General features: G+C 72.4%; 18 protein-coding genes. 10 read left to right on the top strand and 8 right to left on the bottom strand.

Annotated elements, in window-relative coordinates; all coding sequences use genetic code 11:
- Positions 1-589 precede the first annotated feature (589 nt).
- The 3 genes from LB823_RS22320 (at position 590) to LB823_RS22310 (ending at position 3,658) form a co-directional block, all read left to right on the top strand.
- Positions 590-2,125, top strand: a complete 1,536-nt coding sequence (locus LB823_RS22320) for an ATP-binding cassette domain-containing protein (RefSeq protein ID WP_224651742.1) — start codon at positions 590-592, stop codon at positions 2,123-2,125.
- Positions 2,126-2,229: 104 nt separating this feature from the next.
- Entirely contained in the window at positions 2,230-3,045 is an 816-nt protein-coding gene (locus tag LB823_RS22315) for a Fic family protein (RefSeq protein WP_224651741.1), read from the top strand.
- A gap of 52 nt (positions 3,046-3,097) precedes the next feature.
- Complete coding sequence (locus LB823_RS22310) at positions 3,098-3,658, top strand: hypothetical protein (protein ID WP_224651740.1); 561 nt, start codon at positions 3,098-3,100, stop codon at positions 3,656-3,658.
- A gap of 9 nt (positions 3,659-3,667) precedes the next feature.
- On the opposite strand, the gene LB823_RS22305 is transcribed toward LB823_RS22310, so the two are convergent.
- Genes LB823_RS22305 through LB823_RS22295 form a run of 3 tightly spaced genes read right to left on the bottom strand, consistent with a single transcriptional unit; the run spans position 3,668 to position 6,641 of the window.
- Positions 3,668-4,825 (bottom strand): winged helix-turn-helix domain-containing protein, encoded by a 1,158-nt coding sequence (locus tag LB823_RS22305; RefSeq protein WP_224651739.1) that lies wholly within the window; start codon positions 4,823-4,825, stop codon positions 3,668-3,670.
- The gene (locus tag LB823_RS22300) at positions 4,822-5,226 is read right to left on the bottom strand and encodes an NUDIX domain-containing protein (protein ID WP_224651738.1); all 405 of its coding nucleotides are present in this window, start codon (positions 5,224-5,226) and stop codon (positions 4,822-4,824) included. The genes LB823_RS22305 and LB823_RS22300 overlap by 4 nt, the downstream gene beginning before the upstream one ends.
- A gap of 38 nt (positions 5,227-5,264) precedes the next feature.
- Positions 5,265-6,641 carry an L-serine ammonia-lyase gene (locus LB823_RS22295; RefSeq protein WP_224651737.1) on the bottom strand — a complete coding sequence of 459 codons (1,377 nt, stop codon included), beginning with the start codon at positions 6,639-6,641 and terminating at the stop codon, positions 5,265-5,267.
- Between the two features lie 31 nt (positions 6,642-6,672).
- On the opposite strand from LB823_RS22295, the gene LB823_RS22290 reads away from it, so the two are divergent.
- On the top strand, positions 6,673-7,746 hold the full coding sequence (locus LB823_RS22290) for an adenylate/guanylate cyclase domain-containing protein (RefSeq protein ID WP_224651736.1): 1,074 nt from the start codon (positions 6,673-6,675) through the stop codon (positions 7,744-7,746).
- Position 7,747: 1 nt separating this feature from the next.
- On the opposite strand, the gene LB823_RS22285 is transcribed toward LB823_RS22290, so the two are convergent.
- Positions 7,748-8,065, bottom strand: coding sequence for a helix-turn-helix domain-containing protein (locus tag LB823_RS22285; protein WP_224651735.1), 318 nt, complete (start codon positions 8,063-8,065; stop codon positions 7,748-7,750).
- A gap of 10 nt (positions 8,066-8,075) precedes the next feature.
- On the bottom strand, positions 8,076-9,473 hold the full coding sequence (locus LB823_RS22280) for an MFS transporter (protein WP_224651733.1): 1,398 nt from the start codon (positions 9,471-9,473) through the stop codon (positions 8,076-8,078).
- A gap of 86 nt (positions 9,474-9,559) precedes the next feature.
- On the opposite strand from LB823_RS22280, the gene LB823_RS22275 reads away from it, so the two are divergent.
- Positions 9,560-10,918 (top strand): MFS transporter, encoded by a 1,359-nt coding sequence (locus LB823_RS22275; RefSeq protein ID WP_224651731.1) that lies wholly within the window; start codon positions 9,560-9,562, stop codon positions 10,916-10,918.
- Here LB823_RS22275 and LB823_RS22270 read toward each other — a convergent pair.
- Complete coding sequence (locus LB823_RS22270; RefSeq protein ID WP_224651729.1) at positions 10,905-11,810, bottom strand: LysR substrate-binding domain-containing protein; 906 nt, start codon at positions 11,808-11,810, stop codon at positions 10,905-10,907. The two genes, LB823_RS22275 and LB823_RS22270, sit on opposite strands and share 14 nt — an antisense overlap.
- An 82-nt stretch (positions 11,811-11,892) precedes the next feature.
- On the opposite strand from LB823_RS22270, the gene LB823_RS22265 reads away from it, so the two are divergent.
- Entirely contained in the window at positions 11,893-12,849 is a 957-nt protein-coding gene (locus tag LB823_RS22265; protein WP_224651727.1) for a DMT family transporter, read from the top strand.
- Here the strand turns inward: LB823_RS22265 and LB823_RS22260 are convergent.
- On the bottom strand, positions 12,752-13,525 hold the full coding sequence (locus LB823_RS22260) for an alpha/beta fold hydrolase (RefSeq protein WP_224651725.1): 774 nt from the start codon (positions 13,523-13,525) through the stop codon (positions 12,752-12,754). The two genes, LB823_RS22265 and LB823_RS22260, sit on opposite strands and share 98 nt — an antisense overlap.
- A 52-nt stretch (positions 13,526-13,577) precedes the next feature.
- On the opposite strand from LB823_RS22260, the gene LB823_RS22255 reads away from it, so the two are divergent.
- Positions 13,578-15,335 (top strand): GNAT family N-acetyltransferase, encoded by a 1,758-nt coding sequence (locus tag LB823_RS22255; protein ID WP_224651723.1) that lies wholly within the window; start codon positions 13,578-13,580, stop codon positions 15,333-15,335.
- A gap of 26 nt (positions 15,336-15,361) precedes the next feature.
- Here LB823_RS22255 and LB823_RS22250 read toward each other — a convergent pair whose 3' ends face one another.
- Complete coding sequence (locus tag LB823_RS22250) at positions 15,362-16,174, bottom strand: Ku protein (protein ID WP_224651721.1); 813 nt, start codon at positions 16,172-16,174, stop codon at positions 15,362-15,364.
- Positions 16,175-16,532: 358 nt separating this feature from the next.
- On the opposite strand from LB823_RS22250, the gene LB823_RS22245 reads away from it, so the two are divergent.
- Genes LB823_RS22245 through LB823_RS22235 form a run of 3 tightly spaced genes read left to right on the top strand, consistent with a single transcriptional unit; the run spans position 16,533 to position 19,829 of the window.
- On the top strand, positions 16,533-18,944 hold the full coding sequence (locus LB823_RS22245; RefSeq protein ID WP_224651718.1) for an ATP-dependent DNA ligase: 2,412 nt from the start codon (positions 16,533-16,535) through the stop codon (positions 18,942-18,944).
- A 43-nt stretch (positions 18,945-18,987) separates the two neighbouring features.
- Positions 18,988-19,446 (top strand): MarR family winged helix-turn-helix transcriptional regulator, encoded by a 459-nt coding sequence (locus tag LB823_RS22240; protein WP_224651716.1) that lies wholly within the window; start codon positions 18,988-18,990, stop codon positions 19,444-19,446.
- A complete protein-coding gene (locus tag LB823_RS22235) occupies positions 19,443-19,829 on the top strand; it encodes a DUF5313 family protein (protein ID WP_224651714.1) in 387 nt (128 codons plus the stop codon). The genes LB823_RS22240 and LB823_RS22235 overlap by 4 nt, the downstream gene beginning before the upstream one ends.
- Positions 19,830-19,836 lie beyond the last annotated feature (7 nt).

Here is a 19,836-nt window from a genome sequence, read left to right as displayed (position 1 = left end):
GGGCGGGCCTGCGGGGCGCGGTTGGCGGAAACGGCGGGGAGATCAACGACGGTCATGGTTCCTCGAAGTGTGTGCGTACGCCGCGACCTCCGGGGCTACCCCGGGCGCTGGCGTGAAATGGAGTTGTCGAATGAGATCAGCCCAGGTGAAGGGGCCGGCGGAATTGCGAGCGGGAACGCTCAGCAGCAACACATTCGACAGTGCACGCGAACCATGGGGAGACGGCAGCCCAGCGCGACGGTCTCATAACCGACGCGCAGATGGGCCTCAAGACTCCCGGACATGTGTTGAAAGTAGCACCCCGCACCGCCGGGCGCACAAGCGCAACGAGCCGAATTGCGACGCACGTCACACCCGGCGGCCGCCCTTCTTCCGAAACCGGTCCGTTCCGGGCTCTCGGCGAAGTATTCGCGCCGCGACCTGCCCCGACGCCGGTTTCAGAACCGGTGCCGCGGAAAACCGGTGGCGCGCCGCACGCGGCGGCTCCTATACTCGGCGCCATGCTGTCCTGAGACGTCCTCGGCCCTGCCGCATGCCCCGGTGTGACCACTCCACCCGTCGCGGCCCCTGACGACCTCAAGGAGCATTCATGGCTACCTCTCTCGCTGTCTCCGCACTCTCCCTCCGCTGGCCCGACGGCACCGTCGTCTTCGACGATCTGAGCTTCACCATCCCCGCCGGACGCGCCGCGCTGGTCGGCGCCAACGGTGCCGGGAAGAGCACCCTGCTGCGCATCCTCGCAGGTCGAATCACCCCGACGGCCGGTTCGGTGAGCGGCACGGGCGTCGTCGGCTACGTGCCGCAGCACCCGCAGGCCCGACCCGAGGACACCCTCGCCGACGCGCTGGGCATCGGCGGCACCGTCGCCGCGCTGCGCCGCATAGAGGGCGGCTCGGCCGAACCCGAGGACTTCGAGGCCGTCGGCGACGACTGGGACGTCGAGGAGCGCGCGACCGCGGTCCTCGACGGCCTGGGCCTGCGGCTCGGGGCCCTGGACCGCACCGTCGGCACGCTGTCCGGCGGCGAGGCCACCCTGCTCGCCATCGCCGGTCAGCTGCTCCTGCGGCCCGACACCCTGCTCCTCGACGAACCGACGAACAACCTCGACGAGCGCGCCCGCGGCCTGCTCACCGAGGCCCTGGAGCGGTTCGCCGGCACGGCCGTGGTGGTCAGCCACGATCTGACGCTGCTCGAGCGCATGGATTCGACGGTGGAGCTCTACCGCGGTTCCGCGCGCGTGTTCGGCGGTCCGTACTCGCACTACCGCGAGGTGCTCGACGCCGAGCAGGCGGCGGCGGAGCAGGCCGTGACCACCGCGAAGGGCGACCTCAAGTCCCAGCAGCGCGACCTGGTCGAGGCCCGCACCAAGCTCGACCGGCGCAAACGGTACGCCGACAAGGCGGAGGCGGAGAAGCGCGTGCCGCCGATCCTCGCGGGCCTGCTCAAGCAGAAGGCCGAGGTCTCGGCCGGGAAGCACCGCGTCCTCCACGAGGGCAAGGTCGACTCCGCCCGCGACGCCCTCGACCAGGCGCGAGAGGGCGTCCGCGACGACCGCTCCGTCCGCATCGCCATGCCCGAGCCGGGGCCGGGCCTGCACCGACTCCAGCTGGACGACGGTCCGCTGCAGGTCGTGGGCCCGGAGCGGATCGCGCTCGTGGGTCCCAACGGCGCCGGCAAGACGACGGTGCTGCGCCGCGCCATCGCCGCCGCCCGGGCCGCGGAGCCGCCGACGGTGATCGGCTACGTCCCGCAGGACGTCCGCTTCGGGCCCGCGGAGGAGGGCTCGCTGCTCGACGCGGTGCGCGACGCCCATCCCGACCTCGACGCACAGCACGCCCACGCCGCGCTGGCCCGGATGCTGTTCCGCGGGCGGCAATCGGAGCGGATCGTCAGCACGCTCAGCGGCGGCGAACGTCTGCGGCTCGCCCTGGCGATCGCCCTGCTCGGGGATCCGGCACCGTCGCTGCTGGCGCTGGACGAGCCGACCAACAACCTCGACGTCCCGTCGGTGGAGCTGCTGGTGGAGGCTCTGAAGTCGTGGGAGGGGGCGCTCGTCGTCGTCTCGCACGACCGCGCGTTCCTCGACCTGCTGGGGCTGACCCGCGAGGTCGAGATCACCCGCTGAATTCGTCGTGAAACCGGCCGATTCAGGCGTTACGAAGCCCATATCGGCCTCGTACGCCAGGATTCGGCCGGTTTCACGAGCGCCGGTCTCGATAAGCTGCACGGATGGATCGGGCGACGATGATGGGGGCGATCGCGAACAGCGTCCTCGAGGGGTGGGCGCCCGCACCACTGGATTCCGAGCGGCTGCTCGCGCTGGCGGACGGCGTCGTCACCCTCGACGAATACCTCGCCGGCGCGATCGACCGCGCGCTGGCCGGCGCCGAGATCGGCCCGCCCGACTGCATCGACGTGCCGCTCGACTTCCCGGACACGTTCTATCCGGGCACGCGGATCCTTCGCAATCGCTTCGGGATCCGCGATCCGCACGTGCTGCGGCAGCTGGAGTTCGAGGTCGGGGCCGCCCAGCAGTACGGCATCGAGACCGGGCTCGTCACGGTGCCCGCCACCTTCGACGGTGCACATTTGATCGCGATCCACCGCACCCTGTTCGGCGCGATCTACCCGTGGGCGGGCGTCTTCCGCCGCTACGACATGGGGCTGCGGGACCAGACCTTCGGGGCGGCGCTGATCGACCGCTACCTCGACGATGCGACGGTGATCATGCAGCTGCCCCACCACCCCTTCGCGCAGGCCGCGCCGGGCGAGAGCGCGCGGCGGGCCTACGCGCACCGCGCGGCGACGGCGTACGCCTACCTGAACTGTGCGCACCCGTTCCGCGAGGGCAACGGGCGCGCCGCGAAGACGCTGCTGCAGCTCGTCGCCGCGCGGGCCGGGTACCGGTTCGACTACGCCGCCGTCACGAAGAAGATGTGGGACGGCGCCTCCCGCCGGTCTGCGCCCGACCCTGGCCACTACCGGCCCGACGCGCACGCCCTGTACCGCGTCTTCACGACGATGACCGCGCGCAATCACGTGTAGCGAATCCTCATGCGCGTATGCGCGATGGCAAAGGTCGCGCTAGGCTCCGGCTGTGGGATTCGACTCGCAGAAGGACCGGCGCGTGGCGATGGTCGCCGCAGGTGGCCTGGCGTTCGTCGTACTCGGCACAGTCTTCCTCGCCGCCTACCTCATTGTCTTCGGCCTCTGCTTCGCCGCCGCCCGTGCTGCACTGAATTGGGGCTTCGCCGGCTCTGCCGATACGTCGTCGGCATGGAGGAACGTCGCGGCCGCGATCCTCGCCGTGTTCGGAACGGCGCTCGCGGGACGCGCCTTCGACCGCACCGTTCTGCTCGTTCGACGACTTCGCGGCAGAAGTACGTCGGGCAGACACGCCACCACCGTCCGGCAGGACATCGGCCAGATGATGGTCGGTGGGGTCAAGTGGGCCGAGCTTCTTACCTTCATCGCGATCGGCGTACCCGCGGTACTCGCAGCGGTTTACATCGTCAGATACGCCAAGGCCTGGTTCGACCTGACGCCGTTCGCGTCCAAGGTGCTCGTCGTGGTCCTCGCTTTCGCTATCGCCTACCCCGCGCTCCGTGTGCGGGACACGATCGCCGGCGCCATGAATGACCGCCGTGCCGAACCCTGACGCTGCGGATCAGAGCCGGTAGGACTCCAGCCCCAGCCAGCCGGCCATCTCGGCGACGGTCTGCTCCAGCGCGGCCTCCGACGCGGCGTCGCGGCCGCCGGGCTCCCAGGTGGTCGAGTGGATCAGCAGCTCTCCCGCCGCGCGATCCGCCTTCACGTCGCAGCGCGCGACGATCCGATCGCCGAACAGGAAGGGCAGCACGTAGTAGCCGTGCACCCGCTTCTCCTTGGGCGTGTAGATCTCGATCCGGTAGAAGAAGTCGAACAACGCCTCCGCGCGCTCGCGCTGCCACACGACGGGGTCGAAGGGCGAGAGCAACGCCCGCGCCGCCGTTGCCCGCGGACGCTTGGCCTCCGCGTGCAGGTAGACGGTGCCGCCCCACCAATCGGCCTCCACCGGGATCAGTTCGCCTGCCGCGACGAGCTTCTCGATGGCGGGCGCCGCCTGCGCCGTGGACAGCCGGAAGTAGTCGCGCAGGCAGCGCAGCGTCCCGATGCCGTGCGCCTTCGCCGACTGGCGCAGCAACTCGACGAACGCCTCCTCGTCGGACACCTCGTGCTCGGCCAGCTCACCCAGCACCGACGTGGTGGGCGCGTACAGCCGCTCGAACTGGCTGGTGCGGCCGGCGCTGGTGACCTCGCCGGCGTGGAAGAGCACCTCCAGCCCCTCCTTCACCGACGACCAGTTCCAGCCCCAGTGCGTCTTCTCCACCACCTGCTCGTGCTCAAGGTGCGCCTCGAGCGCGCGGGCGGTGAGCGGCGGCAACTCGGCGAGTGCGCCGCGCAGCCGGTCGAGTTGGCCGGGGTGCCGGGAGTCGTAGCTCGCGAACCGTTGCGACACCCGGTCCGCGGTTCGACGGTGCCGCAGCAGCGGCCAGGTCTCGGGCGGCACCAGCGAGGCCTCGTGGGCCCATGCCTCGACGAGCCGCCGCGGGTTCTTGTCGCGGGCGCGGTCGAGCAGCGCGGTGTCGTAGTCGCCGAGGCGCGCGAAGACGGGCAGGTACTGGCTGCGCGCGACCACGTTGACGCTGTCGATCTGGATGAGCTTGAGGCGGTCGATCGTCTTCTGGACCTGCCGCATCGTCGGCGCCGAGGCGCCGGCGAAGCCGGGCTCGAATCCCTGGGCGGCGAGGGCTATCCGCCGCGCCTGGGGCTGGCTGACCCTCATGCGCTGGGGGCGCCCGCCAGCCGCGGGAAGAGGTACTGCTCCAGCATGGGGGCGATGGTCAGGTCGCCGTGGTCTGCGGGGTCGATCCAGCGCGCCTCGGCGATCTCCGCCGCGGCGCGCGGCTCCACGCGCAGCGCGGTGGCGAAGACCGTGGACTCGATGTCGGTGTTCGCCTCGTTGGCGGCGGGGCCACGCCAGGACACCAGGTGCGTGAGGTCGTCCGTCGTCAGCGCGACGCCGAGTTCCTCGTCGATCTCGCGAACGGCGCAGTCGATCGCGGCCTCCCCCGGCTCCAGCTTGCCGCCGGGGAGCATGAAGGCGTCGGTGCCCCGCTTGCGCACCGTGAGCACCCGCCCGGCCTCGTCCCGGAAACACACCGCAGCCACCGTGAGCACGTCCATGCCGCCACCCTAGCGACGGCCACCGACAGGTTCTTCGTTCAGCACTCCGGCACGTTGACGGCGAGGCCGCCGAGGGAGGTCTCCTTGTACTTCGACAGCATGTCGGCGCCGGTCTGGCGCATCGTCTCGATGGCCTGATCGAGCGAGACGCGGTGCGTCCCGTCGCCGTGCAGGGCGATGCGGGCGGCGTTCACCGCCTTCACGGAGGCGATGGCGTTGCGCTCGATGCACGGGATCTGCACGAGTCCGCCGATGGGGTCGCAGGTCAGGCCCAGGTTGTGCTCGATGCCGATCTCGGCGGCGTTCTCCACCTGCGCGGGCGTCGCGCCCATGACCTGCGCGAGCGCGCCGGCCGCCATCGAGCACGCGGAGCCGACCTCGCCCTGGCAGCCCACCTCGGCGCCGGAGATCGAGGCGCGCCGCTTGTAGAGCACCGCGATCGCGGCAGCGGTCAGCAGGTAGTCGCACACCACCTGCTCCCGTCGGGCGGCCAGCGACGAGCGGAACTTCAGCGCGTAGTACAGCACCGACGGCACGATTCCCGCCGCGCCGTTCGTCGGCGCGGTGACGATGCGGCCGCCGCAGGCGTTCTCCTCGTTGACGGCCATGGCCGCGACGTTGAGCCAGTCCATGGCGTCGGCACCGTCGGAATCGACGAGCCGGCGGTACAACCCCGGCGCGCGCCGCTTGACCCCGAGCCCGCCGGGCAGCATGCCCTCGGCGCGGAAGCCCCGCTCGATGCAGGCCTCCATGACCTCCCAGATGTGCAGCAGCCCGGCGCGCACCTCGCGTTCCGCCACGTCCGACGGTCCGCCGTGCAGCGCGATCTCGTTCTCCAGCATCAGCTGCGGCACAGTGCGGCCGGTGCGCGGGCAGGTCTCGAGCAGAGCGGCGGCGGTGTCGAAGTCGTGGGGCACGCCGGGGGTCCCGGCGAGCGGGTTCACAGTGTCGGCGCCGGACTCGCGCTCGACGAAGCCGCCGCCCACGGAGTAGTAGACGGCCTCGTGCTCCATCCCGTCGGCGAGCTCGGCCCGGAACCGGATGCCGTTGGTGTGCCGCGGCAGCACGGTGAGCGGGTGCAGCACGATCTCCTCGGCGCACAGCGACACCTCGTCGCGCCCGCCGAAGGCGATCCGGCGGGTGGCCTCGATCTCGGCGCCGCGCTTCTCCACGTAGTCGGGGTCCACGGTCTCGGGGCGGTTGCCCTCGAGCCCCAGCAGCACCGCGGCGAAGGTCCCGTGCCCGCGCCCGGTCGCGGCCAGTGAGCCGTACAGATCGACGTGGACGGCGCGCACCGTCGACGGGGCGGACCGCAGCTCGTCCGCGAAGTCCGCGCCCGCCCGCATGGGGCCCACGGTGTGGGAACTCGACGGGCCGATGCCCACCGAGAACAGCTCGAACACACTGATCGTCACCCTTCCACCCTATGCCCCATACAGTGGACTCATGGGCGACGCCGAAGATCTGGACATCGACGGTCTGCTCCTCCCGGGCGAACGCAAGTACACCTTCCGTGAGCTCGCCGAGCAGGGCGGCATCGACGTGGAGGACCTGCGGGTCTGGTGGACCTCCGCGGGTTTCGCGGACCTGCGCGACGACGACCAGAAGGCCTTCACGCAGGACGACGTGGCCATCGTCCAGGACCTGTCCGACCTGTTCACCCTCGACGTCATCGACCGCGAGGCCGTGCTGCCCGGCGCGCAGTCCCTCGGCCAGGCGATGTACCGCCTCGCCGAGTGGCAGGCGGGGATCGTGAAGATGTACCTCGACAGCGCCCACGACGCGGGCGTGAAGGATCCGTCGGCGGGGGTCGCGCAGGTCATCGACAAGATGGAGAACCTGCAGTCGCACGTGTGGCGGCGGCACCTGTCCACCGCGACGCAGCGGCTCGTGACCCTGGAGGACGCGGACGCGCTGACCGCGCGGATGGCGGTCGGCTTCGCCGACATGGTCGGCTACACCCGGCTGAGCCGCGGCCTCGCCGTCGAGGAGCTGAACACGCTGGTCTCGACGTTCGAGGCGCGGATGCAGGCGGTGATCTACGGCGGCGGCGGGCACATCATCAAAGGCGTCGGCGACGAGGTCATGTTCGCGGCCGACGACCCGTCGGCCGCAGCGCGCATCGCGCTGGAGCTGCAGGCTCCGCACGAGTACCCCGAGCTCGACGTGATCGAGATCGAGTTCCCCCAGCTGCGCGTGGGCCTGGCGTACGGCGAGGTGCTGCAGCGCTACGGCGACCTCTTCGGCAGCGTGGTCAACCTGGCCGCCCGGCTCACCAGCGCCGCCCGGCCCGGCACCGTGCTCATCGACGACAACTTCACCCAGGCCATTGCCGACGATCCGGACCTCGACACCCGCAGCCTGCGCGCCTACCGCGCCCGCGGCTTCCGGGCCGTGCACCCGCACCTGCTGCGCTACAGCAAGGACGCCGTCGCCACGATGGAGGCCGAGGCGGCCGAAGCCGCGGCCCAGGCCGAGCCCACCGAGACCGACGCGGCGGACCAGCCGGCCGAGAAGTAGCTCAAGCGGCGGCGAGCGCCACGGGGCGCGAGCGGGCGCCCAGCAGCTCGCGGTGCACGCCGCCGACGAACTCGATCATCGAGCCGCCGAGCGCATCGCAGACGCTGGCGAGGACCTCCGACGAGGCCTCCTTGCGCCCGCGCTCGACCTCGGAGAGGTACTGCGTGGAGACGCCGGCGTCGCGCGCGACCTCGGCCAGGGTGCGCCCCTGGCGGGTGCGCTCCTGCCGCAGCACGCGACCGAACACCTCGCGCAGCAGCGGGGGGCGCTCGGCCTCGGCCGAGTCGTGCGTCTCGATGCTCGTCACCCCACTCGTCATACGTCCGACCCTATCCGACGGTGCGCTCGCCGGGCGGAGCGTTCACGGTCGGCGAAACCGGCGCGTCGCCGTGGGCCCCCGCGTCGGCGGCGAGCGCCGGCCCCACCCCGTCGGCATCCTCGTCGAGGTCGTCGGCGTCGTCGTCGCGCAGCGGGTGCTCCAGCTCGTCGCTCGGCATCCGGGCGGCGAGGATCGCGATCACGGCGAGCGGCACCGGGATCAGCGCCGCCAGCGTGAAGGTGGCGGTCAGGCCGATCGCCTGGCTCACCGGGCCCGCCAGCGCGAAGGACAGCGGCATGAACACCAGCGAGACGAAGAAGTCCAGGCTGGAGACGCGCCCCAATAGCCGCCGCGGCACCCGCCGCTGCAGCAGGGTCCCCCAGATCACCACCGGCGCCTCGAACAGCACGCCCAGCACGAAGCCGGCGATCACCATGGGCCAGACGCTCTCGGCGATGCCGAAGACCAGCATCGGCAGTGAGGCGACGCCCCAGAAACCCATCATCACCGTCAGATAGCGGCGGGGCATCCTCCGGGCCGCCATGAGCAACGCGCCCGCCACGCCGCCGAAGCCGTACGCGGCCAGGATCATCGAGTGCTCGCTCGCGGCGCCGTGCGCCTGGTCCTTGATCGCGAAGGGCAGCAGCACGTCGATCGGGCCGACGGTGACCAGCACCATCAGGCTCGCGAAGAGCAGGGTCGCGAGCAGCCAGGGGGTCCGCCGCACGTACTGGATGCCCTCCCACAGATCGCGCAGCGGCGAGCCGGGCTCCTCTGCCTCGTCGGCACCGTCGGGCTCCGGCACCCGGATGCGGACCACCCAGAGCGCGGCGAACAGGCAGATCGCGCCGGCCACCAGCAGCGCCGCGCCGGGATCGGCGACGGCGATGATCCACGCCGCGACCGCCGGTCCGACCGCCATCGCCGCGGCGGGACGGACCGCGGACTCGTAGCCGTTGACGGCCAGCAGCTCGGCGGCCGGCACGAGCCGGGGCACCAGCGCGGAGTAGGCGGGGAAGTAGAAGCCGGACACCAGGCCGAGGGCGAGGGAGCCGGCCATGAGGATCGGCACGGTGATCGCGTCGGCGACGATCAGCGCGCCGATGCCGCCGATGACCGCGACCTTGAGCAGCTCCAGCACGAACAGGATCCGCTGCTGCGACACCCGGTCCGCCAGGACGCCGCCCGCCAGGGTGGAGACGAGCAGGCCGATGGAGGCGGCGCCCGAGACCAGCGAGACGCTGGTGGCGGAGCCGCCCATGTCGATCACCTGCCACACCACGGAGACCAGCCACATGCCGTCGGTGGTCAGCGCGCAGAGCAGGGTGACGAAGAGGAGGCGGTAGTCCCGGCGCAGCAGCGGCCGCAGCATGCGGGGCACGCGGCGGGAGCTGAGGTCGGTATGCACCTTTCCACGATGCCGCCCCGGGCCTTTGCGATCAACCGGTTTTCTCGGTTGACCTCAACCATGGTCGACGTATTAGCGTCCGAGCAATGACCATCGACGAGAGCGTGCGGACCGTCGCCGATCGGGGCCGGCTCCGCTGGTTCCTGATCGGGTCCGTCGCGCTGATCTCCTTCTCCGCCTTCGAGTCCCTGGCCGTGGGCACCGTGCTGCCGCGCGCCGCGGAGGAGTTCGGCGCCACCGCCGAGTACTCCGTGGCGTTCGGCGCCGCCTTCGCCGCGATGATCGTCGCGATCGCCTGGGTGGGGCCGTGGGTGGACCGCAGCGGCGTGAAGCCGCCGCTGATCGCGGGCGCCCTGCTGTTCGCGGCGGGCCTGGTGATCGTGGGCGCCGCGCCGGGCATGAGCGTGCTCGCGCTGGGCCGCGGCGTGCAGGGCCTGGGGTCCGGCCTGATCAGCGTGGTGCTCTACGCGATGGTCGGCCGGTTGGTGCCGCCGGAGGGGCGGCCGCGGGTCTTCGCCGCGTACTCGACGGCGTGGGTGGTCCCGTCGCTCGTCGGACCGGCCATCGCGGGCCTCGCGGCCGACACGGTGGGCTGGCGCTGGGTGTTCCTGGGGCTCGCGGGGCCGTCCCTGCTGGCCCTGGTGGCGACACTGCGGGCCACCGTCGGCCTCGACGAATCTCCGTACCGGAACGACGATCCACCGGACCGCGGGCTGCTGCTGGCCGCGCTGGCGGCGGGCGCCGGCACGGCGGTGGCGCAGTTCGCGGCGCCGAAGGGCGGCGCGGTCTTCCTCGCGATCGCGGCGGCCGGGCTCGCGGTGGGGCTGGTCGCCACCCGGCGGATGCTGCCGGCGGGCGCGCTGACGGCACGGCCGGGCATCCCGCGCCTCATGCTCGCGAACCTGCTCACGGCGGGCGCGTTCTTCGCTGCGGAGATCTACGTGCCGCTGTACCTGGTGCACATCGACCGGCTCTCCCCCTTCGCCGCGGGCTCGGTGATGACGGGCGCCGCCCTGCTCTGGGCGCTGGCCTCGCAGATCCAGGCACGCATTCCCCCGACGGGCCCGGTGCGCGACCGGCTGCCGCTGATCGGGTCGAGCCTGCTGGTCGTCGCGCTCACGGCGGTCGCCGCGTCCTTCGCGCTCGACGCCCCGTGGCCGGTGATCTTCGCGACCTGGGCGATCGGCGGGTTCGGGATGGGCCTGACCTACCCGACGCTGTCGATCCTCATGCTGGCGCGCAGCGCCGACGACGAGCAGGGCACCAACTCCAGCGCGCTCAAGCTCTCCGACGCCGTGGGCACCGCGCTCGCGATCGCCTGCGCCGGTGCGGTCTTCGCGCAGGTGCTGGCGTGGGGCCACACCGGCTTCGCCGTCACCCTGCTGGTGCCGCTCGCCTCCGGCCTCGCGATGGTGGCGGTCGCCTCGCGGCTCACGGCCGACTAGCGGTGGCGGCGGCCTCGCGGAGCAGGTGCATGGCCCTGCGCACCACGGGGTTCCGGCACTCGGAGTCCTTGACGTAGGCGACGATGGTGCGCCGCGGCGCGGGGTTGCAGACGTCGACGGCGACGGTGCCGGGCGGCAGCTCGGTGGCACCGAGGCGGGGCAGGACGGTCACGCCCACGCCCCGCGCGACGAACCGCAGCGCGGACGGGTAGTCGGTGGTCTCGACGACGAACCGTGGCGTGAATCCCGCTGCGGCGCAGGCGTCGAGCACGGCCTGACGGCAGGCTCCGCGCCGCACGTCGTTGTCGATCCAGCGCTCGTGTTCGAGCTCGGCCATGTCCACCAGCTCGCGGCCGGCGAATTCGTGGTCGGCGGGCACGACGGCGACGTAGGACTCCACCACGAGGTCCTCGGCGGAGAAGCCCTGCACGGCCGTGGTCTGCCCGTGCTCCTGCCGGACCGCGACGGCGAGATCCGGCCGCCGGGCGGCGATCTCGGTGACCTCGTCCTCGATGCGCAGGCGCAGCCGGGTGTCGGGGAACTCGGCGCTGAGGGTCTGCACGACCGAGGGCATCCAGTGCGTGCCGGCGGTGGCGAAGACGTTCATGGTGATCCGGTTGGCCTTGCCGGCCCGCAGGTCGTCGACGGTGGCGCCGAGGTCGTTGAGGCTGCTGAGCACCCCGTCGGCCTCGGTGGCCAGCACCCGTCCCGCGGGGGTGAGCTCGACGCCCCGTCCGACCCGTTCCAGCAGTTTGAGCCCCGTCTCGCGCTGCAGGGCGGCGACGTGCTGCGAGACGGCCGACGGTGTGTAGCCGAGGCTGGCTGCCGCCGCGGCCACGGAGCCCGTGGCGGCGACGGAGCGGAAGATCATGAGCCGGTGTGCGTCGAGCATGGCGCCCTCCATTCAGTCCTACTGAATGATAATGCAGAAATATGCGCTTGTGCTTACTCCGGCGCGCTCGCAGAGTGAAGTCATGACGAAACGACTCCCCGCCCTGGCCCTGGTGGCCGTGATGTTCGCGTGGGCCTCGGCCTTCGTGGTGATCCGCGGGATCGGCCCGCACGTCTCCCCCATCGCCATGGCGGAGGGCCGCCTGCTGGTGGGCGCCGCCGTGCTCGGCGTGATCTGGGGGATGAACGCCCTGTACAACGGCGGTGTCCGGCTGCCGCGCGGCCGGACGCTCGCGCTCACGATCGGGTACGGCGCGCTGTGGTTCGCGCTGTACACCGTGCTGGTAAACGCGGCGGAGCAGCACCTCGACGCCGGCACCACGGCGCTGCTGGTGAACATCGCGCCGATCATCGTCGCGGTGCTGGCCGGCGCCTTCCTGCAGGAGGGCTTCCCGCCGCTGCTCGTGGTGGGCATCGCGATCAGCTTCGCCGGTGCCGCCGTCATCGCCTTCACCGGCGACGGCCGGCGCGACGGTGCCGGCGTCGCCCTCGCGGTCGCGGCCGCCCTGCTCTACGGCATCAGCGTGGTGGCGCAGAAGCTGGTGCTGCGCACCGTCGACCCGCTCACCGCGACCGCGCTCGGCGCGGGCGTCGGCGCGATCGTGCTGCTGCCCTGGGCGCCCCGGCTCTTCGACGAGCTCGCGGCCGCCCCGATGTCGAGCACCGTCGGCGTGATCTACCTGGGCCTCGTGCCCACGGCGCTCGCCTTCCTGCTGTGGGCCTACGCGCTGGCGCACACCCCCGCCGGGGTCACGGCCTCGTCGTCCTACGCGGTGCCGGGCCTGTCGATCCTGCTGAGCTGGGCGTTCCTGGCGGAGACGCCCACCGCGTGGGGCTTGCTGGGCGGCGTCCTGTGCCTCGTCGGCGTGGCCGTCTCCCGGCTCAGCCCGCGACGTCCCGGAGCAGGACCGACGGCCACTCCTGCACGTCCTGCGGGGTCCGAGCGACCGACAGCGTCGCCCGCGGGAGCGTCCTGCTGAGCTCCTCGGCCGTCGAGACCGGGTGCGACGGATCGTCGATCCAGGCCAGGACGGTGACCGGCACGGCGATGCGGGCGATCTCCCCGAGCGCGGGGAGGTCGCTCGCCGCGGCGCCCCGGAAGAGCGAGGGCAGGAGCGCCTCGGGGACGTCGGGTCGCGTCGGCGGGTGTTCGACGGTGGCGGGCGGCGCGACCGCCCCCTCGCCCGCGGCGAGGAACTCCTCCAGCCCGCGCTCCTCGATCAGCGTTGCGGCGGCGCGGTACTCGGCGGCCTTGGCAACGCGCGTCGCCCAGGCGGTGGGCGGCACCATGAGCGTGAGCCCGCTGAACCGGCCGGGCTCGCGGACCGCGGCGTGCAGCAGCGTGCCGGTCCCCATCGACGGGCCGACGCCGTGCACCTGTTCCCCGGGGAACCAGTGGTCCAGGAGCCGCAGCAGGTCGTCGGCGAGGTTCGGCCAGCGGTAGTCGTCGGGAACGGCGCGGCCCGTGGAGAACCCGTGGCCGCGCGCGTCGTAGCGCAGCAGGCGCGTGCCGCTGAGGCCGCGGCCGAGGTCGAGGTCCAGCACCCGGTCGCGGGCGCGGCTGGAGGTGAGGCCGTGCAGCTGCACGACGGGGCGGCCGTGCTCGTCGCTGTACTCGGCGGCGAGCCGCGCCCCGGGGACGTCGAAGCTGGTCATCCGGCCTTCTCTCGCCGCGCAAAGGGGTCGTCGGAGGGCTAGGGTACCGCCCATGCGCCTGACCAACGTCGCCCACCTGCGCCTGCCCTTCGGCCGGCTGTACGGCTACGACGTCGCGGTGTCGGAGCCGGGCGCGACGCTGCCGGTGTCCTTCGACCAGGCACGGCACGTGGGCGGCGGGGACCGGCCCGGGTCGTGGATGGCGCTGTCCTTCCGGCTCCCCGACCCGGTGCCGCGCGAGCAGCTGGCCGCCGCCTGGCTGGCGGTGATCGCCCGGCACGGCACGCTGCGGACCGCCTTCCTCCCCGGCCCCGACGGGCCCACCCTGCGCGAGATCCCGGTCCGGCCGGGGAACTGGGTGGAGCACGCGATCGGCCCGGGTCAGGCCGTCAACGACGCCCTGCGCGACGTGCTCGACGACGCCTGTTCCCCGTATCGTCGTCCGGCACACCGGCTCTGCGTCCTCGAGACCGCCGCCGGTCCGACAGTGATCGTGGCCGCCGACCACTCGCACACCGACATGTGGTCGATGCTCGTGATCGCGCGCGATCTGCTCGCCGCGCTCGAGGACGTCCGGGCGGGGCGGGCACCGTCGACGGAGGCTGTGCCGCCCTTCGTCGACCACACCCGGGCCCTGGCGGACCGCCCGTCCGCGCCCGACGACGTGCGACGCCGCTGGGCCGAGATCATCACCGCCAGCGGCGGAGTCATGCCCCTGTTCCCCCTGCCGCTGGGCACCCCCGAGGCGCACCGCGAGCGCGTCGAGGTCCGCGACGTCTTCGGCACCGACGAGGTCGCCGCGTTCGCCGCGGCGGCGCGGGAGGCGGGCGTCTCCACCCTCTCGGCCACGGTGGCGGCGCTGACCCGCGTGACACTGGACCTCGCCGGGGCTCCGCTGCGCGCCGTGTTCCCCGTGCACAGCCGCTACGACGAGACGTGGCACGACTCGGTGGGCTGGTTCATCACGAACTCGGTGCTCGACTCCCCCTCCGCGGAGCCGGCCGCGGCGGCCGAGGCGGTGAAGGAGGCGGTGCGGCTCGGGTCGTGGCCGCTCGCCGACGTGCTCGAGCAGTGGGGCGGGATGCCCGAGGCGCCGGGCATGTTCGCGATCTCGTGGCTGGACCTGCGACGGCTGCCGGTCCGGGTGGACGCGACCCGGCTCGACGCGCAGTACGTCGGCGCCACCATCCGCACCGACGGGGTGATGCTCTGGTTCATCCTCGACGAGGCGGGGCTGCACCTGCGCTGCCGCTACCCCGACACCCTCGAGGCGCGCGCGAACGTCGGGGCGTGGCTCGACGGGGTGGTCCGCGAGTTGCAGGCCCGCGCCTCGGTGGGCGGGGTGCTGCGCGGCGTCGGCGGCACCTACCGGGTGGAGCGCGCGCGCCGCGACGACGTCCCCGCGATCGTCGCGCTGCTCGCCGACGACGAGCTCGGCGCGACCCGCGAGGTGGGCGACGCCGCCGAGTACGACAGCGCCTTCGAGCTGGTGACGCGCGACCGCTCGCAGTACCTCGCCGTGATCCGCGACGCCGTCGGCGACGTCGTGGGGACGATGCACCTCACGGTGATCCCGGGCCTGTCCCGCAGCGGCTCGACGCGGCTGCAGATCGAGGGCGTCCGGGTGGCCCGCGAGCACCGATCGCAGGGGCTGGGCACCGCGATGATCGAGTGGGCGCACCACCACGGCCGGACCCACGGCGCCGTGCTCTCGCAGCTCACCACGGACGCCTCCCGCGACCGGGCGCGCGCCTTCTACACCCGGCTCGGGTACCGCTCCGAGCACGTGGGGCTCAAGCGCACGCTCTGAGCCTCACTCTCTGAGGCTCGCCCGGGTCAGCCCGCGGCGCGCTTGCGGGCGGGCCGCTCCGGCTGCGCCTCACGGTTCTTCACCGACGCCTTGAGCGCGGCGAGCAGGTCGGCGACCTCGTCGTCCTCGGCCTCCTCCTCGGGCGCCTCGGGGAAGGCGGTGCCGCCGGTGGCCTTGGCCTCGATCAGCTGGCGCAGCTGCACCTGGTAGTCGTCCTCGTACTGCTCCGGGTCGAAGTCCGTCGCCATCGAGTCGATGAGCGAGGCGGCCATCGCCAGCTCCTGCGGGCGGATCTTCACGTCCTCGGTCAGCGCGGGGAACTCGGGCGTGCGTACCTCGTCGGGCCAGAGCAGCGTCTGCAGCACCATCACGTTGCCGACCACGCGGAGCGCACACAGCCGCGTGCGGTTGCGGAGCGTGAAGGTGCAGATCGCGAGCCGGTCCGTCTCCTGCAGCGCCTGCCGCAGCAGCACGTAGGCCTTGGGCGACTTCGACGAGGGCTCGAGGAAGTAGGGCTTGTCGAACATGATCGGGTCGACGTCCTCGCGCGGCACGAACTCCGTCACCGCGATCTCCCGGTGCTTCTCCACCGGCATCGACTTGATGTCCTCCTTGGACAGCACCACCGTGTCGCCGCCGTCGGACTCGTAGGCGTTCGCGATGTTCGCGAACTCGATCTCCTCGTCGGTGCCCTCGCGCACGCGCTTGTACCGGATGCGGACCCCGTCCTTCGAGTCCACCTGGTGCGACTTCGCATCGTGGCTCTCGATCGCGGAGTACACCTTCACGGGCACGTTCACGAGCCCGAACGACAGCTCACCCGTCCATATCGCGCGCATGTGACCATTGTGACTGGTGAGGAGTCATATGGCGAGGGGAGATGCAGCAGCCGTCTCCGGGCTCCGAACGGGTCGCTTCTCGCCCGAGAAGGTGATGCGCGCTGCGCATCACCGAGACCCTGCAGGTCAAGCGCCCTTCGGCGGGCGGGGCGATGCGGGTGGCGCATCGCCGGTCGCGTTCGCCTCTCCGGCGCCCGACCGATAGGACTTCCGCCGCCCGCTTCCCGCGACGAGGGGGCGATGCACCCGCCGCATCACCGGACGTTATCGCCCCAGGTCAGAGGCGATGCGTCCGGCGCATCACCGTTTCAGCGACACAGCTCCCCCGTTTCGGCGCGGCGGGTTCGATAATGGGGCCGTGGCGCAGATCCGGGAGAACCGCGAGGTCGACGGCGTCGGCGTGCAGCTGACCAATCTCGACAAGGTGCTCTATCCCGCCACCGGCACCACGAAGGCCGAGGTCATCGACTACTTCCAGGCCATCGCGCCGTTCGCGCTGCCGCACCTCCGCGATCGCCCGCTCACCCGCAAGCGCTGGCCCAACGGGGTGGACAAGACCGCCTTCTTCGAGAAGCGGCTGCCGAGCCACGCGCCCGCCTGGATCCGCCGCGGCAGCCAGTTCCACTCCGACGGCGAGTCCCAGTACCCGATCATCGAGAACGCCGCCGGCATGGTGTGGCTCGGCCAGCAGGCGGCGCTGGAACTGCACGTTCCGCAGTGGGCCTTCGTGCCCGACGATGCCGTGCCCGACGGTGCCGATCCCGACCGCCCGGAGGTGCCGGGCCCGCCGAACCGTCTCGTGCTGGACCTGGATCCCGGCCCCGACGTCACGCTCGACGAGTGCGCCGCCCTCGCGCTGCGCATCCGCGAGCTGCTCGCCGCGATGGGCATGGACGGCTACCCGGTGACGAGCGGATCCAAGGGGCTGCACATCTACGCGCCCCTGCCCGGCGGCATCTCCGCGCAGGGCGCCCGCAAGGTCGCGCACGCGATCGCGTCGCAGCTGGAGGCCGAATCGCCCGAGCTGGTCACCGCGTCGATGGCGAAGGACCAGCGCGGCGGCCGCGTCTTCGTCGACTGGTCGCAGAACAGCGCGTCCAAGACCACCGTCGCGCCCTACTCCCTGCGGGGGCGGGACCATCCGTGGGTCGCCGCGCCGCGCACCTGGGACGAGCTCGCCCGGCCCGGCCTGCGCCAGCTGGAGTTCGGGGAGGTACTCGCGCGGGCCCTGGCCGAGGGCGACCTCCTCGCCGGCCTCGACGGTGCCGACGTCTCCGGTTCCGACGGTGCCGGGGCCGCGCCGTCGGGACCGTCGGCGCCGCCGCCGGAACCCGTCGACCTCGGCGAGTACCGCGCCAAGCGCGACGCACGGAAGACGCCCGAGCCCTTCGGCGGCGCACCGTCGACCGGCGATCCGATCTTCGTCATCCAGGAGCACCACGCGCGGCGCCTGCACTACGACTTCCGGCTGGAGCACGACGGCGTGCTCGCCTCCTGGGCCGTGCCGAAGAACCTGCCCGACGACCCGGAGATCAACCACCTCGCCGTCCGCACCGAGGACCACCCGATGGACTACGCGGCCTTCGAGGGCAGCATCCCCAAGGGTGAGTACGGCGGTGGCGACGTGACCATCTGGGACCACGGCACCTACGAGCTGGAGAAGTGGCGCTCGAGCGAGGTGATCGTGACGCTGCACGGGAATCGCCTGCAGGGCAAGCGGTACGCGCTGATCCGCACCGGCGAGAAGAACTGGCTCGCGCACCTCACCAAGGACAAGTCCGCGCCCGCCAAGCCGACGGCCGCGCTCGCGCCGGATCCGATGCTGCCCACGGACTCGGCGATCGACGGGCTCGCCGCCGCGGACTGGGCCTTCGAGGGCAAGTGGGACGGCTACCGCATGATCGCGACGGTGCGCGGCGGCACCGTCTCCCTGCGCACCCGGTCGGGCCGCACCGTGACCGGCGAGTTCCCCGAGTTCGAGTCGCTGGCGGCCGATCTCGACGGGATGGACGTGGTGCTCGACGGCGAGGCGGTCGTGCTCGACCCGGACGGCGTCCCGTCGTTCCACCTGATGGCGGGCGGCGACACCCGGGCCGGCGCGGTGCAGCTGTACCTCTTCGACGTCCTGTCCCTGAACGGCGTCGACCTGACGAAGCGCCCGTGGACGGTGCGCCGCCAGGTACTGGAAGGCCTTGCGCCGCTGCTCGAGCACGACACGGCGGTGAGCGTGCCGCCGCTCGTCGACGCGGCGACCGGCGCGGAGGCCGCGGCGCTCAGCGCGGAGCTCGGCTGGGAGGGGATCATCGCGAAGCGGCGGGACTCGCCGTACCTGCCCGGGCAGCGGGTGCGCGCGTGGCTCAAGCACAAGAACTGGCGCGATCTGCAGGTCGCGATCGGCGGCTGGAAGCCGGGGAAGGGCTCGCGGGCGAACGGGATCGGCTCGGTGCTGGTGGGCCTGCCCGCGGAGACGGGGCTCGTCTACCTGGGGTCGGTGGGGTCGGGGTTCAGCGACCGCGACCTGGCGGCGCTCGCCGAGGAGCTGGAGCCGCTGCGCATGCGCCGCTCCCCGTTCACGGCCCCGATCGACGATCCGGAGGCCCGCGACGCGGTCTGGGTGCTGCCGAAGGTGATCGGCGACGTGCGGTACTCGTCGCTGCGCCGGGGCGGTCACCTGCGGCAACCCAGCTGGCGGGGCTTCCGTCGTGACCTGCTCCCCGGCGACCTGCCCTCCGCCGACGAGGCGCCGTGGGAGGGCCCGAGGAATAGTTAGTGCACTATTGATTCGTGCACTACTCTTCTGCTACCGTCGGGACATGACAGATCCCGACCCTCTCGCCCTGGAACGCCAGGTGTGCTTCGCGCTGGCCGTCGCCAACCGCGCGGTGCTCTCGGTGTACCGGCCGATCCTGGCGCCGATGGGGCTCACCCACCCCCAGTACCTCGTGATGCTCGCGCTGTGGGAGGCGTCGCCGCGGTCGGTGAAGGAGATCGCCGAGGCGCTGCAGCTGGACTCGCCCACCCTGAGCCCGCTGCTCAAGCGGCTCGAGGCGCAGGGCCTGCTCACCCGCGGCCGCTCCGCGGACGACGAGCGCCGGATCGACGTTGAGCTCACCGAGGCCGGCCACGCGCTGCGCGAGCAGGCCCTCGCGGTGCCGCCCGCCGTGATCGACGCCCTGGGCGCCAGCCTCGCCGAGCTCGAGGACCTGCACCGCGTGCTCACCACCGTCAACGCCAAAGCGCTCGCCGCGGGCGCACTGAAGGAGTCCCGATGAACGCCGTCCACCGCCCCGATCCCCTGCACTACCTCGCCTGGGTCTACACCGGCTCGCTGCCGGAGCGGAACCGGGAGTGGGTGCGCCGCAACCTCACCCGCCGCAGCTGGGCGTTCCGCCACCTGATCCGCGGCCAGCTCGCCGTGCTCCCGGTGTACGCGCTGCTCATGCTGCTGCCCGGCCCGCTGGCGCTGCGCGGCGCCACGGTGCTGCTCGGCGCGCTGCTCGCGGTCTTCTACAACGCCGCCTACATGCGCCCCAACCGCGCGCGCCGGCTGGAGAAGAACGGCCTCGACCCCGAGCTCGAGAACCCCGCCGTGGCCGAGCGCCGCGATGCGACCCGCGCCGCCTACGAGGCCGCGTACGCCCCCGCCCGCGCCTGACACCCCG

This window comes from Tsukamurella sp. M9C (assembly GCF_020169415.1).
Taxonomy (GTDB): domain Bacteria; phylum Actinomycetota; class Actinomycetes; order Mycobacteriales; family Mycobacteriaceae; genus Tsukamurella.
The sequence above is the reverse complement of the archived record's forward strand: the minus strand, read 5'-3'. Positions and strand labels throughout refer to the sequence as shown.

Bases quoted from the DNA above. Each gene is read 5' to 3' on its own strand.
- LB823_RS22265 (WP_224651727.1), top strand. From the start codon at position 11,893: ATGACGAAACGACTCCCCGCCCTGGCCCTGGTGGCCGTGATGTTCGCG.
- LB823_RS22320 (WP_224651742.1), top strand. From the start codon at position 590: ATGGCTACCTCTCTCGCTGTCTCCGCACTCTCCCTCCGCTGGCCCGAC.
- LB823_RS22240 (WP_224651716.1), top strand. From the start codon at position 18,988: ATGACAGATCCCGACCCTCTCGCCCTGGAACGCCAGGTGTGCTTCGCG.
- LB823_RS22315 (WP_224651741.1), top strand. From the start codon at position 2,230: ATGGATCGGGCGACGATGATGGGGGCGATCGCGAACAGCGTCCTCGAG.
- LB823_RS22290 (WP_224651736.1), top strand. From the start codon at position 6,673: ATGGGCGACGCCGAAGATCTGGACATCGACGGTCTGCTCCTCCCGGGC.
- LB823_RS22235 (WP_224651714.1), top strand. From the start codon at position 19,443: ATGAACGCCGTCCACCGCCCCGATCCCCTGCACTACCTCGCCTGGGTC.
- LB823_RS22300 (WP_224651738.1), bottom strand. From the start codon at position 5,226: ATGGACGTGCTCACGGTGGCTGCGGTGTGTTTCCGGGACGAGGCCGGG.
- LB823_RS22285 (WP_224651735.1), bottom strand. From the start codon at position 8,065: ATGACGAGTGGGGTGACGAGCATCGAGACGCACGACTCGGCCGAGGCC.
- LB823_RS22275 (WP_224651731.1), top strand. From the start codon at position 9,560: ATGACCATCGACGAGAGCGTGCGGACCGTCGCCGATCGGGGCCGGCTC.
- LB823_RS22250 (WP_224651721.1), bottom strand. From the start codon at position 16,174: ATGCGCGCGATATGGACGGGTGAGCTGTCGTTCGGGCTCGTGAACGTG.
- LB823_RS22260 (WP_224651725.1), bottom strand. From the start codon at position 13,525: ATGACCAGCTTCGACGTCCCCGGGGCGCGGCTCGCCGCCGAGTACAGC.
- LB823_RS22270 (WP_224651729.1), bottom strand. From the start codon at position 11,810: ATGCTCGACGCACACCGGCTCATGATCTTCCGCTCCGTCGCCGCCACG.
- LB823_RS22305 (WP_224651739.1), bottom strand. From the start codon at position 4,825: ATGAGGGTCAGCCAGCCCCAGGCGCGGCGGATAGCCCTCGCCGCCCAG.
- LB823_RS22255 (WP_224651723.1), top strand. From the start codon at position 13,578: ATGCGCCTGACCAACGTCGCCCACCTGCGCCTGCCCTTCGGCCGGCTG.